The organism is Frigoribacterium sp. Leaf8, from assembly GCF_001421165.1.
Classification (GTDB): domain Bacteria; phylum Actinomycetota; class Actinomycetes; order Actinomycetales; family Microbacteriaceae; genus Frigoribacterium.
In genome coordinates, this window is the sequence record NZ_LMKB01000001.1 from 434,948 (window position 1) to 449,038 (window position 14,091).

At 73.7% G+C, this 14,091-nt stretch carries 12 protein-coding genes; 4 read left to right on the forward strand and 8 right to left on the reverse strand.

What is annotated here, in order from left to right:
• Positions 1 to 74: 74 nt before the first annotated feature.
• Positions 75 to 1,298, reverse strand: coding sequence for an AI-2E family transporter (locus tag ASL10_RS02055; protein WP_235452284.1), 1,224 nt, complete (start codon positions 1,296 to 1,298; stop codon positions 75 to 77).
• A gap of 126 nt (positions 1,299 to 1,424) precedes the next feature.
• The gene (locus ASL10_RS02060; protein ID WP_055975322.1) at positions 1,425 to 1,646 is read right to left on the reverse strand and encodes a DUF1653 domain-containing protein; all 222 of its coding nucleotides are present in this window, start codon (positions 1,644 to 1,646) and stop codon (positions 1,425 to 1,427) included.
• Between the two features lie 40 nt (positions 1,647 to 1,686).
• Here ASL10_RS02060 and ASL10_RS02065 point away from each other — a divergent pair, with 40 nt between their 5' ends.
• The 4 genes from ASL10_RS02065 (at position 1,687) to ASL10_RS02080 (ending at position 6,234) form a co-directional block, all read left to right on the forward strand.
• Positions 1,687 to 3,093: a carboxylesterase family protein gene (locus ASL10_RS02065; RefSeq protein ID WP_082460074.1), complete on the forward strand. Its 1,407-nt coding sequence runs from the start codon at positions 1,687 to 1,689 to the stop codon at positions 3,091 to 3,093.
• 214 nt (positions 3,094 to 3,307) lie between these two features.
• A complete protein-coding gene (locus tag ASL10_RS02070) occupies positions 3,308 to 4,057 on the forward strand; it encodes a DUF1275 family protein (protein ID WP_235452286.1) in 750 nt (249 codons plus the stop codon).
• Entirely contained in the window at positions 4,050 to 5,468 is a 1,419-nt protein-coding gene (gene allB, locus ASL10_RS02075) for an allantoinase AllB (RefSeq protein ID WP_235452288.1), read from the forward strand. The genes ASL10_RS02070 and allB overlap by 8 nt, the downstream gene beginning before the upstream one ends.
• Before the next feature lie 34 nt (positions 5,469 to 5,502).
• The gene (locus ASL10_RS02080) at positions 5,503 to 6,234 is read left to right on the forward strand and encodes an MBL fold metallo-hydrolase (RefSeq protein ID WP_056043843.1); all 732 of its coding nucleotides are present in this window, start codon (positions 5,503 to 5,505) and stop codon (positions 6,232 to 6,234) included.
• A gap of 70 nt (positions 6,235 to 6,304) precedes the next feature.
• On the opposite strand, the gene ASL10_RS02085 is transcribed toward ASL10_RS02080, so the two are convergent.
• From ASL10_RS02085 to ASL10_RS02110, 6 genes are all read right to left on the reverse strand, one after another.
• The gene (locus tag ASL10_RS02085) at positions 6,305 to 7,519 is read right to left on the reverse strand and encodes a cell wall-binding repeat-containing protein (protein WP_157485186.1); all 1,215 of its coding nucleotides are present in this window, start codon (positions 7,517 to 7,519) and stop codon (positions 6,305 to 6,307) included.
• Between the two features lie 196 nt (positions 7,520 to 7,715).
• Entirely contained in the window at positions 7,716 to 8,666 is a 951-nt protein-coding gene (locus ASL10_RS02090; protein WP_233568466.1) for a MurR/RpiR family transcriptional regulator, read from the reverse strand.
• Entirely contained in the window at positions 8,663 to 9,919 is a 1,257-nt protein-coding gene (locus ASL10_RS02095; protein ID WP_056043849.1) for an allantoate amidohydrolase, read from the reverse strand. Before ASL10_RS02095 ends, ASL10_RS02090 begins: the two co-directional genes overlap by 4 nt.
• The gene (locus tag ASL10_RS02100) at positions 9,916 to 11,118 is read right to left on the reverse strand and encodes an alanine--glyoxylate aminotransferase family protein (protein WP_056044545.1); all 1,203 of its coding nucleotides are present in this window, start codon (positions 11,116 to 11,118) and stop codon (positions 9,916 to 9,918) included. The genes ASL10_RS02095 and ASL10_RS02100 overlap by 4 nt, the downstream gene beginning before the upstream one ends.
• A 111-nt stretch (positions 11,119 to 11,229) precedes the next feature.
• A complete protein-coding gene (locus ASL10_RS02105) occupies positions 11,230 to 12,888 on the reverse strand; it encodes an AtzH-like domain-containing protein (protein ID WP_235452299.1) in 1,659 nt (552 codons plus the stop codon).
• Entirely contained in the window at positions 12,881 to 14,026 is a 1,146-nt protein-coding gene (locus ASL10_RS02110) for an acetamidase/formamidase family protein (protein WP_056044549.1), read from the reverse strand. The genes ASL10_RS02105 and ASL10_RS02110 overlap by 8 nt, the downstream gene beginning before the upstream one ends.
• Positions 14,027 to 14,091 lie beyond the last annotated feature (65 nt).

Below are 14,091 nucleotides of genomic sequence, written 5' to 3' on the forward strand. Positions count from 1 at the left end.
AGCGGATGACATCGGCCCGCGCCTCGCTCATCCGAGCGAAGGAGGCGCGGGCCGGGCAGGTCAGCGGCTCGCGATCACGACGTCTCGGGTGCCGCCACGAGGTCGTCCGCGACGCGAGTTCGACGCCAGGCCCCCGTCGCCACGTACTTGACCATCACGTTGAGCACGGCGACCGTCGGCACGGCGAAGAGCGCGCCCGGGATGCCGGCCACGTACGACCCTCCCGCCACGGCGAAGACCACCGCGAGCGGATGCACGCGGACGGCCGAACCCATGACCAGCGGCTGCAGCACGTGGGCCTCGAGCAGGTGCACGACGAGCACTCCGGCCAGCATGACCACGGCCTGGACCGGCCCCGCGAACACGAGGGCGACGATCACGGCGAGCGCGCCGGTCACGATGGCCCCGACGACCGGGATGAACGACGCCAGGAAGACGAGGATCGCGATCGGCACGGCGAGCGGCAGCCCGAGGAAGAACGCGATGAGGCCGATGCCGACGGCGTTGACCGCGGCGACGACGATCTGCACGCGGACGAACGAGGTCAGCGTGTGCCAGCCGGCCTGGCCGGCCCCGTCGACGGCGGGGCGCGCCGCCTTCGGGAAGAGGCGGACGGTCCAGGCCCAGACCCCGCGACCGTCGATCATCAGGAAGATCGTGGCGAACAGGGTCAGCAGTCCCCCGGCCAGCAGGTGCCCGGCCGCGGTGCCGATCGACAGCACGCCGCTGAGGATCGCCTTGCTCTCGGTCTGCAGTGCGTTCTGCGCGTCCTTGAGGTAGCCGGTCACGTCGGCGTTCGTGAGGCTCAACGGCGGCCCCTGGAGCAGGGTCGTCAGCTGGTCGTACTGCGCGACGGACTGCTTCTCGATCTGCGGCAGTCCGGCCCGGATCTGCGTCACGGCGAGCAGCACGAGGCCCCCGACGACGACCACCCCGGCCAGCAACGCGGCCACGATGGCGAGCCACCGCGGCCACCGGTGCCGGTGCAGGAACCCCGCGACCGGCACCAGGAACGCCGACACGAGGATCGCGATCAACAGCGGCACGACGATCTCCTCGAGCGTGGCGATCAGCCAGAAGAGCACCGCCAGCGCGGCGGCGACCGCGAGCAGGCGCCAGGCCCAGGCCCCCGCGATCAGCATGCCCGGGGGCAGCGTGGCCGGGGGCAGCACGGCCACGGGCGGCACGGCCGAGGGCGTCTCGGCCGCGGCCGGGTCGGCGGTGCGGGTCGCGTCGTCCGCGACGCCCCCGTCTGTGGCTGCACCCTGGGGGTGCTGGGAGCGACGTGAGAACTTCATGAGCCGAGTGTCCGGCCGCGTGGCTATCAACCGGCTGTGACTTCGCTGACCCGCCCCGCGCCTCCTCGGCTCGCCCTCGACCACCGCATGGTGGGCGCACCGGCCACCGGCCACCGGGTGGGCCGGTCAGCCCTCGGGCGCGAACCTCGGGCCGTCGTACCCGTCGCGTCGCACGTGCTCGGACCAGGCCGCGAGGGGCCGAACCCAGAGGCCCTGCTCGCCGTAGAGCGCGCGGTAGACGACGAGCGGCTCGTCGGTCTCGCTGTGGCGGGCGGTGCCGAGCACCTCGTAACGGCCGCCCTTGAAGTGGCGGTAGAACCCGGGGGCGGGAGGGGTGTCGGCGGTCATCCCGCGAGCCTAGACGGGCGGTGAGGGGCACCATGGTCGGGTGACCCAGGACGCCCCCCGCCCCACCGCCAGCACGCCGACCGCCCCCGGCGAACCGGTCGTCGACACCGACGACCGCGCCGCCCGCCGCGAGTTCGACACCCCGTCGGGCCGCATCGTGGGTCGGGTCGACGGCGAGGTCGTGCGGGTGCTCGGCGTGCCCTACGCCGAAGCCGACCGCTTCGAGCCGCCGCGTCCGGTCGCACCCTGGCCCTCCCCGCTGCTCGCCTTCGACCGCGCCCCCGCCTCACCGCAGGTCGCGTCGCCCGGGCTCGACGCCCTGATCGAGGGCGCCGCCGTCGGCATGGTCGACGACGAGCACTGCCAGCGCCTCTCGATCACCCTGCCCGCCGACCTCCTCGCCGACGAGCGCGTGCCGGTCATGGTGTGGATCCACGGCGGCTCGTACGTCTCGGGGGCGGGCGACCTGCGCGTCTACGACCCGCGCGCCCTCGTCGCCGAGCAGCGCGTGATCGTCGTCACCGTGACCTACCGGCTGGGCATGCTCGGTTTCTTCGGCGTCGGCGACGAGCTGCCCGCCAACCTCGGACTGCTCGACCAGCTCGCGGCCGTCCGCTGGGTGCACGAGACGATCGAGGCGTTCGGGGGCGACTCGAGCCGCATCACCCTGTTCGGCCAGTCAGCCGGCGGCGACGCGATCGCGCACCTGATGATCAGCGAGGGCGCCCGGGGGCTCTTCGCCCGGGCCATCGTGCAGAGCGCGCCGCTCGGCATCGTGCGCGGCCGCAGCCGCATGGTGAAGGCGATGACGGAGGCGGTGGGCACGCCCCGCAAGGACGCTCCGCTCGACGAGCTGCTCGCCGGGCAGTCCGTGGCCGAGCGGGCGGCGAAGCGCTTCGGCCTGCGCGGCGGCATGGCCTTCGGGCTGCAGTACGGGCGGGCACCGCTGCCGACCGAGTCCGCCGCCGACGCCGCGTGGCGCGAGGTCGCGCCCGAGATCGACCTGCTGATCGGCGCGACGGCCGACGAGACCGCGGTGTTCGCCGAGTTCTCCCCCCTGCTGCAGCGGATGTTCGGCCTGCCCGTGGTCGGCCGGGCGATCCGACGCCTGATGATCGACGCCACGACGAAGGCCGTCTACCACCGGGCCGGTCGGGCCTTCGCCGAGCGGCACCGCGCCGCGGGCGGGCGCGTCTCGACGTTCGAGTTCACCTGGGAGCCCGAGGGAACGGCGTTCGGCGCCGCCCACATCACCGAGCTGCCGCTGCTGCTCGGTGGCCGCGAGGCCTGGGCGCACACCCGCCTGGTCGGCACCACCGACTGGGAGGACGTCGACCGCCGCGGCCGCAAGGTGCGCCAGATCTGGGCCGACTTCGCCCGCACCGGCACGGTGGCCGCCGACGCGACGGCCGGCCTCGCCGACACCCTGGTCGTCCACCGCCGCTGAGCCGGTCCGTCCTGGGTGCCCTCGCCCGCGCCTCCTCTCGTCCCCGGGCACGGCTCCTCGCGTCCACAGGCGCGGCTCCTCTCATCCACAGGCGCGGCCCGGGGTTCGCGTGCGAGCGAGCCGCGACAATACGATCGACGGCAGAACCGATGCGCCGACGTCGCCGTACTCGCCCGCCCCGCCGTGCCCCGGCGCCGAGCACCTGAGGACCCCCGTGAAGAAGTTCCGCCGCAACCAGGCGCGCATGCACCTCGTCATGATGCTGACGCTGACGTTCACCACCGGCATCATCGACGCCGTCGGCTACCTCGGCCTCGACCGGGTGTTCACCGCGAACATGACCGGCAACGTGGTCATCCTCGGCATGGCCATCGCCCAGGCCGATGGTCTGCCGATCGTGGGCCCGATCGTGGCCCTGGCCGCGTTCCTGCTCGGAGCGGCGATCGGCGGTCGGGTGCTGCGCGGCGGCCGTGCCGGGTGGTCGGGCCGCAGCACGACCTCGTTCGGCGTGACCGGCGGCGTGCTGCTCGGGCTCGGCATCTCGACCTTCTTCGTCGTGCCCGAAGAGAACACGCCGTGGGCCTTCACGATCACCGGCCTGCTGGGCGCCGCGATGGGGCTGCAGGCCGCCGCCGCGCGCAAGATCGCCGTGGCCGACGTCACGACCGTGGTGGTCACGTCGACCATCGTCGGGCTCGCGTCCGAGTCGAAGCTCGCCGGCGGCACGGGCAAGAACTTCCCCCGGCGCGTGCTCGCCGTGGTGCTCATCCTCGCCGGTGCGGGCGTCGGTGCCCTCCTGCTGCAGGTGCACATCGGCGTGGGCATGGGCGTCGCCGGCGGGCTGACGCTGCTCGTCGCGCTGACCGGGCACCTCCTGCGCGAGCGACGCAGGGAGCTCGAGGGGCGCGAGGCCGAGGCGGCCGCGGCCGCGGCCGCGGCGACGGCCGGGGCGACCCGTGGCTGACGCCGTGCGGCACGACCTGGTCGTCCGGGCCCGTCGCGCCTGGGTCGACGGCGTCTGGCGCGAGGCGAGCGTCTCCGTCCGTGACGGCCGCGTCGTCGCGATCGGCGGCCTCACCGACGAGGTCGACGCCACCGTCGACGTGACCCTCCCCGACGACCAGGTGCTGCTGCCCGGCATCGTCGACAGCCACGTGCACGTCAACGAGCCCGGACGCACCGAGTGGGAGGGCTTCGCGACGGCGACCCGTGCCGCCGCCGCCGGGGGCGTCACGACGATCGTCGACATGCCCCTCAACAGCATCCCGCCGACGACGACCGTCGAGGCCCTCGAGCAGAAGCGCGCCGCCGCGGGCCCCCAGTCGGTCGTCGACGTCGGGTTCTGGGGCGGGGCGATCCCTGCGAACCTCGGCACGGGCGACCTGCGGGCGCTGCACGAGGCCGGCGTCTTCGGGTTCAAGGCCTTCCTGTCACCGTCGGGGGTCGACGAGTTCCCGCACCTGTCGACCGAGCAGCTGCACCAGGCGATGGCCGAACTGGCGGTCTTCGACGGCCTGCTGATCGTGCACGCCGAGGACCCCGACGGCCTCGACGCCGCCGCGGCCTCGCCGACCGAGGCGCCCGGGGCGCCCGAGGCGCCCGCAGCAGGAGGCGCGGCCTACGACGCGTTCGTCCGCTCGCGTCCCGACGTGGTCGAGCGCACGGCGATCGAGCACGTGGTCGACGCCCTGCGTGCCACGGGTGGACGCGCCCACGTGCTGCACCTCTCGTCGGCGACGGCGCTCGACACCATCCGGGCGGCCAAGGCCGAGGGGCTGCGACTCACGGTCGAGACCTGCCCGCACTACCTGACCTTCGACGCCGAGCACATCGGTGACGGGGCGACGCAGTTCAAGTGCTGCCCGCCGATCCGCGGCGAGGCCAACCGCGAACTGCTCTGGCAGGCGCTGGTCGACGGCACGATCGACGTCGTCGCGAGCGACCACTCGCCGTCGACCCGCGAGCTCAAGTTCGCCGGCGGCCCCGACGCCGCACACGGCGACTTCGACGTGGCGTGGGGCGGCATCTCGGGCCTCGAGCTGAGCTTCCGCGCCGTGTGGACCGGGGCACGGCAGCGCGGCATCCCCCTCGAGGCCGTCGTCGGATGGATGTCCCGGGGCACGGCGGCGCTCGTCGGCCTGCCGACGAAGGGGCGGATCTCGGTCGGCGCCGACGCCGACCTCGTCGCCTTCGCCCCCGAGACGCCCGTGACGATCGACGTCGACGACCTCTCGCACCGCAACCCCGTGACCGCGTACGACGACGCACGCCTGTTCGGCGAGGTCGCGGCGACGTGGGTGGGCGGCCGGTTGGCGGGGCCGAGCGCGCCTCCTGCGCGGTTGCTCGTCCGTCCCGACACCGGGGTCGCCTCGTGAGGGGCGGCCCCAGCGCCTTCGCCGAGGTCGCGGCGTGAGTCCGACGAAGGCGGCGGCTCCCGTCGAGGTCGCACCGGGCGTGCACTTCGTCGAGGGTCCCGCGTCGAACTGGACGATCCTCGCGGGCGACGGCACCCTGACGCTGGTCGACGCCGGCTACCCGGCCGACCTCGAGCTGGTGGAGTCGTCGCTCCGGGCCGTGGCGTCGGCGACGGGCGCCGGTGACGCCCGGCTCACGTCGGCGCTCGTGACGCACGGGCACAGCGACCACATCGGCACCGTCTCGGCCCTGCGTCGGCGGCACGGCTTCGAGGTCTTCGCGGCGCACGCCGAGGTGCCGAACGTGACCCGCGAGCAGCTGCACCAGGTCACCGTCGGCGACGTCCTGCCGCACCTGTACAAGCCGCGGTTCGCCCGCTGGGTGCTGCACGCGGTGCGCGCCGGAGGCCTGGGCGACGTGGCCGTGACCGACGTCGTGCCGCTCGACCTCGGGGCGTCGCGCACGTTCAGCGGTCACCGTGTCGTGCCGACGGCCGCGGTCGGTCACACCCCCGGGCACACCGTCTTCGCGCTACCCGACGACGACGTCCTGATCACGGGCGACGCCCTTGTCACCGGCCACCCGACCTCACGGCTCGACGGCGTGCAGATGCTGCACCCGATCTTCCACTCCGACCTCGCCGAGGCGGGCCGCACCTACGGGCGGCTGGTCGACCGAGGGGCACGGGTGGTGCTGCCGGGTCACGGGCCGGTGCTGCGCCGCTGACGACACAGCACGGGGCCGTCCGGCTCGTGCCGGCCGCCGGCCCCGGTCATGGCGACGCGCGCGATCCCGGTCAGCAGAGCCGGCTGAGGTCCGCGACCCGATCTGCGAGGGCGGACGGACCGCCGAGCAGCACGACCTCGTCGGGTTGCTGGAAGTCCACGGCATGGTACGTCGCGCTGGGCATGCACGCGGCGCGCGACGTGAAGAGGGGTTGGCGCAGGTACCCCGCAGCGGCAGCACCGGCCAGGGCGTCGGGGAAGTTCTCCCCGTTCGCCACGAAGACGCTCGTCTCGGTGAAGTGGTCGACGCCGTAGGGCAGTCCCCAGTGCGTCGAGAAAGCGGTCGACCCTGTCCAGTGCGAGGTCTCGTAGCGGTCGCCACCCGACAGCCTCTCCACTTCATGGGCCGTGCCGTCGACGGGCGCGACGCGTCTCAGGTCGTCGACGATGCCCTGGCTCATGACCGCGGGACCGCCGACCGGATACAGGTAGCCCGGATCGACGGCGGCGATGAGGTCTCGGGTCGGCTCGTCGAGTGACGGTGCTTCTCCGGGTACGAGGATGAGTGGCATGTCGTGGGCGCCGGCAGCGGCCGAGGCCGCGAGGGCGTCGGGGAACGATCGACCCGTGGCGACGAAGAGCGCTCCGTCGTCGAAGCTGACGTCGTAGCCGGTGTGGTCGGCGGGGTCGTAGAGGGAGATGACGTCTCGCGGCCTCCCGACGGCCGGCGCCTGCCAGGTGTCGTCCACGAACGCGTCGATCGAGATGGCGCGCGACGTGGCGAAGCGGTCCGCTCCGAACACACGGTCGACGGTGGCGCCGGGAACGACGCGCTCGACCTGGTCGACGACCCGGGGCGAGAGCGACGTCTCGCCACCGACCACGACGACGCGTTCGGGGTCGAGCCGCGCGATCTCGGCGAGGACGACCGCCGGCACCTCAGTCGTGTCGGACAAGAGCAACGGCCCGCCGAGGTGTGCGGCCGCGGGGGCGGCACTCAGGGCGTCCGCGAAACCGCGTCCCGAGGCGAGGTAGACGACCCGCGCCTCCCGGGTCCTGTCGATCGCAGGCCCGACGGGCTCGACGGGCGTCTCGTCGTCCGAGAAGACGCTCTGACTGATGCGGACGGCCGTCGAGAAACGGTCGTCGCCGGCGACACGAACGACGACCGCGTCGCTTTCCGCAGCCCGGGCGGATACGGGGATCGACGTGCAGAACACGGCGGTCAGCGCCGCCGTGGCCACCAATGCCCCGATCGTCCGCCGCGTCGTCACGATCTCGTTCATCTCGTCGCCTCTCGTCACCCCCACCGCTCGAGCCGAGACCGGTGTTTCCGTCCGACAACATAGCGCCCGGGCGAACCCGCGAGGCACCGAGCAGGCCGCCCCGCCGCCCGGCCGCCCGGCGTGCCACCCACCCGGCCCAGGCCACTCTGGACGCGAGCCGAGGTCGTGAGGTCAGCCCCGTGAGCTGACGTCAGGCTCATTCGAGCTCGGACAGCTCGGCGTACAGCTCGGTGATCTCGGCGACGCGGCTGCGGCCACCCTCGGGCCGGCCGGCGCGCACGGTCTCGGTCAGCACCGCCCCGGCCAGCAGGGCGGCCAGGCTCATCGCGCTCGCGTAGCTGTCGAACGGGGCAGGGGTCTCGACCGGGCAGTCGAGCCTCACCGTCACGTCGACGCCACGCAGCGACGGATCGGCCACGAGCACCACGGGCACGCCGCGCGCAGCCAGGGACGACAGCACGCCGGCGAACCCGGCCGGCCGACGACGGAACCCCACCAGGACGACGACGTCGCGCGCCCCGAGCCCGACCAGCTCTTCGCCGATGGACTGGCCCGGCTGCGGCGCCACGCGCACGTCGTCCCGCGCCTGGACCAGCTGCTGCCGCAGGTGGAGCGCCACCGGGTAGCTGTTGCGGAACCCGGCCACAACGACCCGCTCGGCCCCGGCGACCAACGCCGCGGCACGCTCGAGTCGGCCGTCGGAGAGCCCCGAGAGCATCACGTCGAGGTTGTGACGTTCGGCCTCGGCGTGCTCGGCGAGCCCACCGGAGGCGCGGGTCGGCCCGACCGGGACGCCACGGCTGCGCGACGCCCTCGCCTGGTCGCGCACCTCTTGCGCGTCGGTGAAGCCGAGCCGCCGGAACAGCCGCGACACCGTCGCCTTCGAGACGCCGCTCTGCTCGGCGATCTCGGTGGCGGTGTAGACGGCGAGATCGTCCAGGTGGTCGAGGATGAAGTCGGCCGCTCGCTGTTCCTGCGGCGAGAGGCGGCCGTAGCCCGAGTCGATGCGGTCACGGATGCCCGCCCCCTCGACCGGGCCCGCGCCTCCTTCACCCTCGGCCGCGTCCGCGCCGGCGGCAGCGGTGGCAGCGGCGACATCGCCGTGCGTGTCGTCGCCGTGAGCACCGTCTCCGCGGCGGCCGCTCACGCGGACGCCCGCGCCGCGACCGGGTGCGCCGCGGCGACCGCGTGCACGGCGGCCTCGAAGGCGTCGAGCGCGACGGCCACGTCGTCGATCGTGACGATCTCGTCGGGGTGGTGGCTGATGCCGCCGTTGCCGCAGCGGACGAAGAGCATGGCCCACTCGGTCAGCTCGGCGACGGCCATGGCGTCGTGCCCGGCCTTCGAGAACAGCACCATCGGGTCGGCGTCGCCGGTGGCGGCGATGCCCTCGCGGACGAACCCCCGGAGGCGCGGTGAGGCCACGACGGCCGGCGCACGGTGGGTCTCGTCCACCGCGAGGGTCAGCCCTCGACGCTCGCCGACCTCGGCCGCGACGGCCTGGATGCCGGCCCAGACCTCGTCGCGTCGGTCGTCGTGTTCGCCGCGGAGGTCGAGGCTGAACTCGACGAGACCGGGGATGACGTTGACGCCGCCGGGGAACGCCTGCAGGCGACCCACCGTGGCGATGCAGTCGGCCTCTCGGGCCAGTCGCTCGACCGCGAGGACGATCTCGCTGGCCCCGGCGAGCGCGTCGTGCCGACGGTGGAACGGGACGCCCCCCGCGTGACCGGCGACCCCGGTCAGCGTCAGTTCGAAACGTCGTGCCCCGGCGATCGACGAGACGACGGCGAGCGCCAAGTCGGCCTCCTCGAGGTAGGGGCCCTGCTCGATGTGGGTCTCGAGGTAGCCGATCACGTCGGCCGGTTCGTAGGCGGCCTCGCCGACCCGGTCCGGGTCGAGGCCGAACGCCACGAAGGCCTCGTGCAGCGTCGTGCCGGACGCGTCGGCCAGGGACCACCACTCGGGCAGCCAGGTGCCGGCGACCGCACGGGAACCGAGCAGGGCGGTGCCGAAACGGGTGCCCTCTTCGTCACCGAAGGCGAGGACCTCGATCGCGAACGGCAGACGGGTGCCGGACGCCTCGAGCCGCGCGACCAGGGCGATGCCGAGCAGCACGCCGAGGATGCCGTCGTAGCGGCCGGCGTCGGGCACCGTGTCGAGGTGCGAGCCGAGCAGCAGGGCGGGCAGGCCGGGCTCGGTGCCCTCGTAGCGGCCGCGCTGGTTGCCGGCCGCGTCCTGCCAGGTGGTCATGCCGGCCCGTCGCATCCACTCGCCGGCCATCGCGTTCACCCGGGCGTGCTCAGGCGAGAGGTACACGCGCTCGATGCCGGTGGGGCTGCTCGAGACCGTGGCCAGGGCGTCGCAGCGTTCGAGGACGAGGCGGGCCTCGTCGCTCACGCCGCGCCTCCTGCCCGGTCGGCGTCGAGGTAGACGTCGTACGCGGCCCCGACGCCGCCCCCGCTCGTGATCGGTGCACCCTCGCGGCGGAGCACGGCCTCGAACGCGGCGAGCGTCGTGAGCACGGTGTCGCGACGGGCGTTGTAGCCCATCGTGCCGATGCGCCAGACCTTGCCGTGCAGCGGGCCGAACGAGGTGCCGATCTCGATGCCGAAGTCGGTGAGCAGGGCACCGCGCACCCGGTCGCCGTCGACCCCGTCGGGGATGACCACGGCGACCACGTTGTTCATCTTGTGCGCGAGGTCGCCGAACGTCTCGAGGCCGAGCCCCTGCACCCCGGCGAGCATGGCGCGGCCGTGCAGCTCGTGTCGTGCCACCACGGCGTCGACTCCCTCGTCGACGACGAGGCGGGCGCACTCGCGGGCGCCCCAGAGCATGGTGGTCGCCTCGGTGTGGTGGTTGAGGCGCTGAGGACCCCAGTAGTCGAAGATCATCGCGAGGTCGAAGTAGTTCGACGCGATGCGTCGGCTGCTGGTCGTGTCGCCGTCGGTGCGGATGCCCGCCTCGATCGACGTGCGGGCCCGGATGACCTCGACCGCCCGTTCGCCGTAGGTGACGGGAGACGAGCCCGAGGGGCCGCCGAGGCACTTCTGCAGGCCGGCGCTGACGGCGTCGAGGCCGAGTTCGTCGGTGCGGAAGGCGTTGCCGACGATCGACGCCGTGACGTCGGTGTAGAAGAGCACGCCGTGACGGGCGCAGACCTCGCCGAGCCCCTCGAGGGGCTGGGCGACCGTCGTCGAGGTGTCGCCGTGCACGACCGCGAGCAGCTTCGGCTGGACGCGCTCGATCGCCTCGACGATGGTCTCGAGCGGGAAGACCTGGCCCCAGGGCACCTCGATGACGTGGACCTCGGCCCCGCAGCGCTCCGCGATCTCGCGCAGGAGGTGGCCGAAACGACCGAAGACGGGCACGAGCACCTTGTCGCCCGGTTCGATCAACGACACGAGCGAGGCCTCGATGCCGGCGCGCGAGGTGCCGTCGACGAGCAGGGTCTGCTCGTTCGAGGTCTGGAACACCTCGCGGTAGAGCGCCTGGGTCTCGTCCATGTAGGCGGTCATGGCCGGGTCGTACTGCCCCACGAGCTGCGCCGACATCGCCCGGAGCACCCGGGGATCGGCGTTGATCGGGCCGGGGCCCATCAGGAGGCGGGCGGGCGGGTCGATCGGCTGGAAGACGCGTTTCACCCGTCCCACCCTACGCAACCCGTGTTTCAGCCAGGTGAACTCGTCGGGCACAGGCCGGGGCGGGCATCAGGTCGCCCAGGTCGCCGCGAGATCGAGCAGGGACAAGTCCGCCCCGCGGGGGCCCACGAGGCACAGCCCGACGGGCGCGCTCCGCCCGGAGGCGAGCGGCACCTCGAGGACCGGCGCCGACACGGCGGGGGCGCCGAGCACGCCGGCGATGCAGGTCAGCCCGAGGGTCGCCGAGCGCACTGCGTCCACCTCGGCAGCGGTCGCACCGAGCGCGGGCGCGGCCGAGGACGCGCTGGGCAGGAGCAGCACCCGGCCGTCGAGCAGGGCCTCGAGACGACGACGTTCGTGGCCGAGGGCGACCCGCGCCTCCTCGGCCTGCCCAGGCGAGACCGTCGCGCCGAACGCGAAGCGGGCCGACACGTCGGCGGCGAGTTCGCCCGGGTGCTCGGTGATCCAGTCGCCGTCGGACTGCCAGGCCTCGAAGGCCTGCAGCACGCGGAACAGCTCGAAGAGGTGGGCGACGTCGCCCAGCACGACTTCCTCGGGACGCTCGACCCGCCCCGCGGCGGTCGCCTCGTCGAGAGCCCTCACGAACTCGGCGCGCACGCCGGGCTCGACCGACGCGAGCACCCGCGGATCGACGACGTACGACGGCTCGACCGACATCTGGTCGGCCAGGGGCAGCGACGCCCGGGCCGCCCGACGGAGGGTGTCGACCTCGCGGGTCAGCCAGCCGACCGTGTCGAAGCTCGGCGCGAGCGGGAGCAGCCCGGCGCGATCGACCGCCCCGTGGGTGGTGCGGATGCCCCAGAGCCCCTGGTAGGACGCGGGCACGCGGAGCGATCCGCCGGTGTCGGTGCCCAGGGCGATGCTCACCTGCCCGAGGGCCACGGCCGCCGCCGGGCCACTGGTCGAGCCGCCGGGGATCGCACCCGGCACGGCCGGGTTGGGAGGGGTGCCGTAGGCCGAGTTGCGTCCGGCGATGCTGTACGCGAACTCGTCGGTCTGCGCGATGCCGCGCAGGTCGGCCCCGGCGTCGAGCAGGTGCTGCACCGCGGCCGCGTGCCGGGACTCGGGGGCCGCACCCGCGAGCCGGGCAGGCACGCCTGCCCCGATCGCGTGGCCTGCGACCGCGAACAAGTCCTTCACGGCGACCGTCTCGCCCGAGAGGGCAGGAGGCGCCGTGCCGGTCGAGTCGTCCCCTCGGCTTCCCGAGACGAGCGGCTCGCCCACGACCCGCCAGACCCGGCGGTCGATCGCCGGCGGCGACGCCTGCACCTGGGCCGAGGCGATCCGCCAGGAGCGGGCACCCACCGGACCCGCATCCGGATCGCGGCGCCAGAGCTGCGTGATGACACCACGACCCCCGGCGGCCGGGGCGTTGACCGACACGACGATCGCCACGTCGGCGGTGACGACCCGGACGTGGCACTCGACCACCCGTCGGACCGGACCGGACCCGCGCCTCCCCCGGAAGGCCGTGATCGCGTCGTGCCCCACCAGCAGCCCACCGGCGTCGGCGCGCATGACGGTGGCGGTCGGTTCGAAGGCCGCGGCGAGCGCGGCCTGGTCGTCGGCGGCGAGTGCGCGTTCGTAGGCGTCGAACGCCTCGAGCAGGCCGTCGGGCAGTTCTCCTTCGACCGAGGTGGGGACGGTGCCCGAGCCGACCCGTGCCTCCTCGGGGTGGCCCGGCGGTGTACCGGTCGCGTCAGCCACCGAAGTCCGCCTTGCGGATGCGGGCGTGGACGCCCTTGACGAGGTCGACGACCTGCGAGATGTCGAAGTCGGTCGCCGCCGAGAGGTAGGCGTAGGCGAGGCTGCGGTCCATGCCGTAGCGGGCCTCGAGCAGGTCGATCGCCGCTCGGACGCAGGCGCGGACCGCCTCGTCGAGGTCTTCGTCGAGGCCGGTCGGCACCAGCGACTCGGCGGTCTCGGCGAGCGGCCCGGAGATCTCGCCGAACAGCGCCACGGCCTCGGCGCGCGGCACCAGGTCGAACCGGACGGTCACGCGCAGGCTGGCCTCCATCGCGGTGAGTGCGACCTCGCCGTCGCCCTGGGCGAAGTGCGGGTCACCCACGTAGGCGAGGGCCCCGGGCACCTGGACGGGCAGGTGCAGGGACGCACCCTCGGTCAGCAGGGCGATGTCGACGTTGCCCCCGTGCGGACCCGGTGGCACCGAGTGCGGTCGCTCGTCGCCCGCGACGGCGACCCCCATGATGCCGAGGAACGGGTGCAGCGGGAACCGCACCGTATGGCCGGCACCGGGCACGAGCGGCAACGTGCCGACCAGGGAGCCGTCGGGTTCGTGGTCGACGGCCGCGAAGACGCTGACCGGATCGGCGCCGAGCGGGAACTCGCCGGCGAGGGCCCCGCGACCGTGGCGGTTGGAGATGACGCCGTACGGCACGCGAGGTGTCGCGTCGAGCAGGGTCATCGTGACGACGTCGCCGGGCTGGGAGCCGCGGATCGCGATGGGGCCCGTCACGACGTGCGGGCCGTCGGCACCCGGATCGCGACCGTGCTGGTCGTCGCTCGCGGCGGCCAGGGCGACCGCGTCGTCGAGCACGTGCTCGGGGGGCACCCCGTGGCGGGCGAAGAAGGCCTGAGGATCACGGCCCTGGTCGTCGAGCACGCCCTCGTGGCTGAGGGTGTCGATGAGGACGGCCGTGCCCGGGTCGATGGTGAGCACGGGCTCGTCAGAGGCACAGGGCAGGCGCCCCCACAGGGTCGTGGCCAGGGTCGCCGGCACGTAGGGGAGGGCATCGCCACGGTCGTCCGGCGACAGGGGTTGCAGGATCGGGGTCGCGGGAACGGGGCCCGACGGAGGTGCGGGGGTCGCCTCGGAGTTCGCCATGCCCAGCACAGTAGCGAGTGGACGCCTCGTCCCGATAAGCCCTCTGAAACGAGTTGTTCACAAAT

Bases quoted from the DNA above. Each gene is read 5' to 3' on its own strand.
- ASL10_RS02055 (WP_235452284.1), bottom strand. From the start codon at position 1,298: ATGAAGTTCTCACGTCGCTCCCAGCACCCCCAGGGTGCAGCCACAGAC.
- ASL10_RS02060 (WP_055975322.1), bottom strand. From the start codon at position 1,646: ATGACCGCCGACACCCCTCCCGCCCCCGGGTTCTACCGCCACTTCAAG.
- ASL10_RS02085 (WP_157485186.1), bottom strand. From the start codon at position 7,519: ATGAACGAGATCGTGACGACGCGGCGGACGATCGGGGCATTGGTGGCC.
- ASL10_RS02100 (WP_056044545.1), bottom strand. From the start codon at position 11,118: ATGGGCCCCGGCCCGATCAACGCCGATCCCCGGGTGCTCCGGGCGATG.
- ASL10_RS02110 (WP_056044549.1), bottom strand. From the start codon at position 14,026: ATGGCGAACTCCGAGGCGACCCCCGCACCTCCGTCGGGCCCCGTTCCC.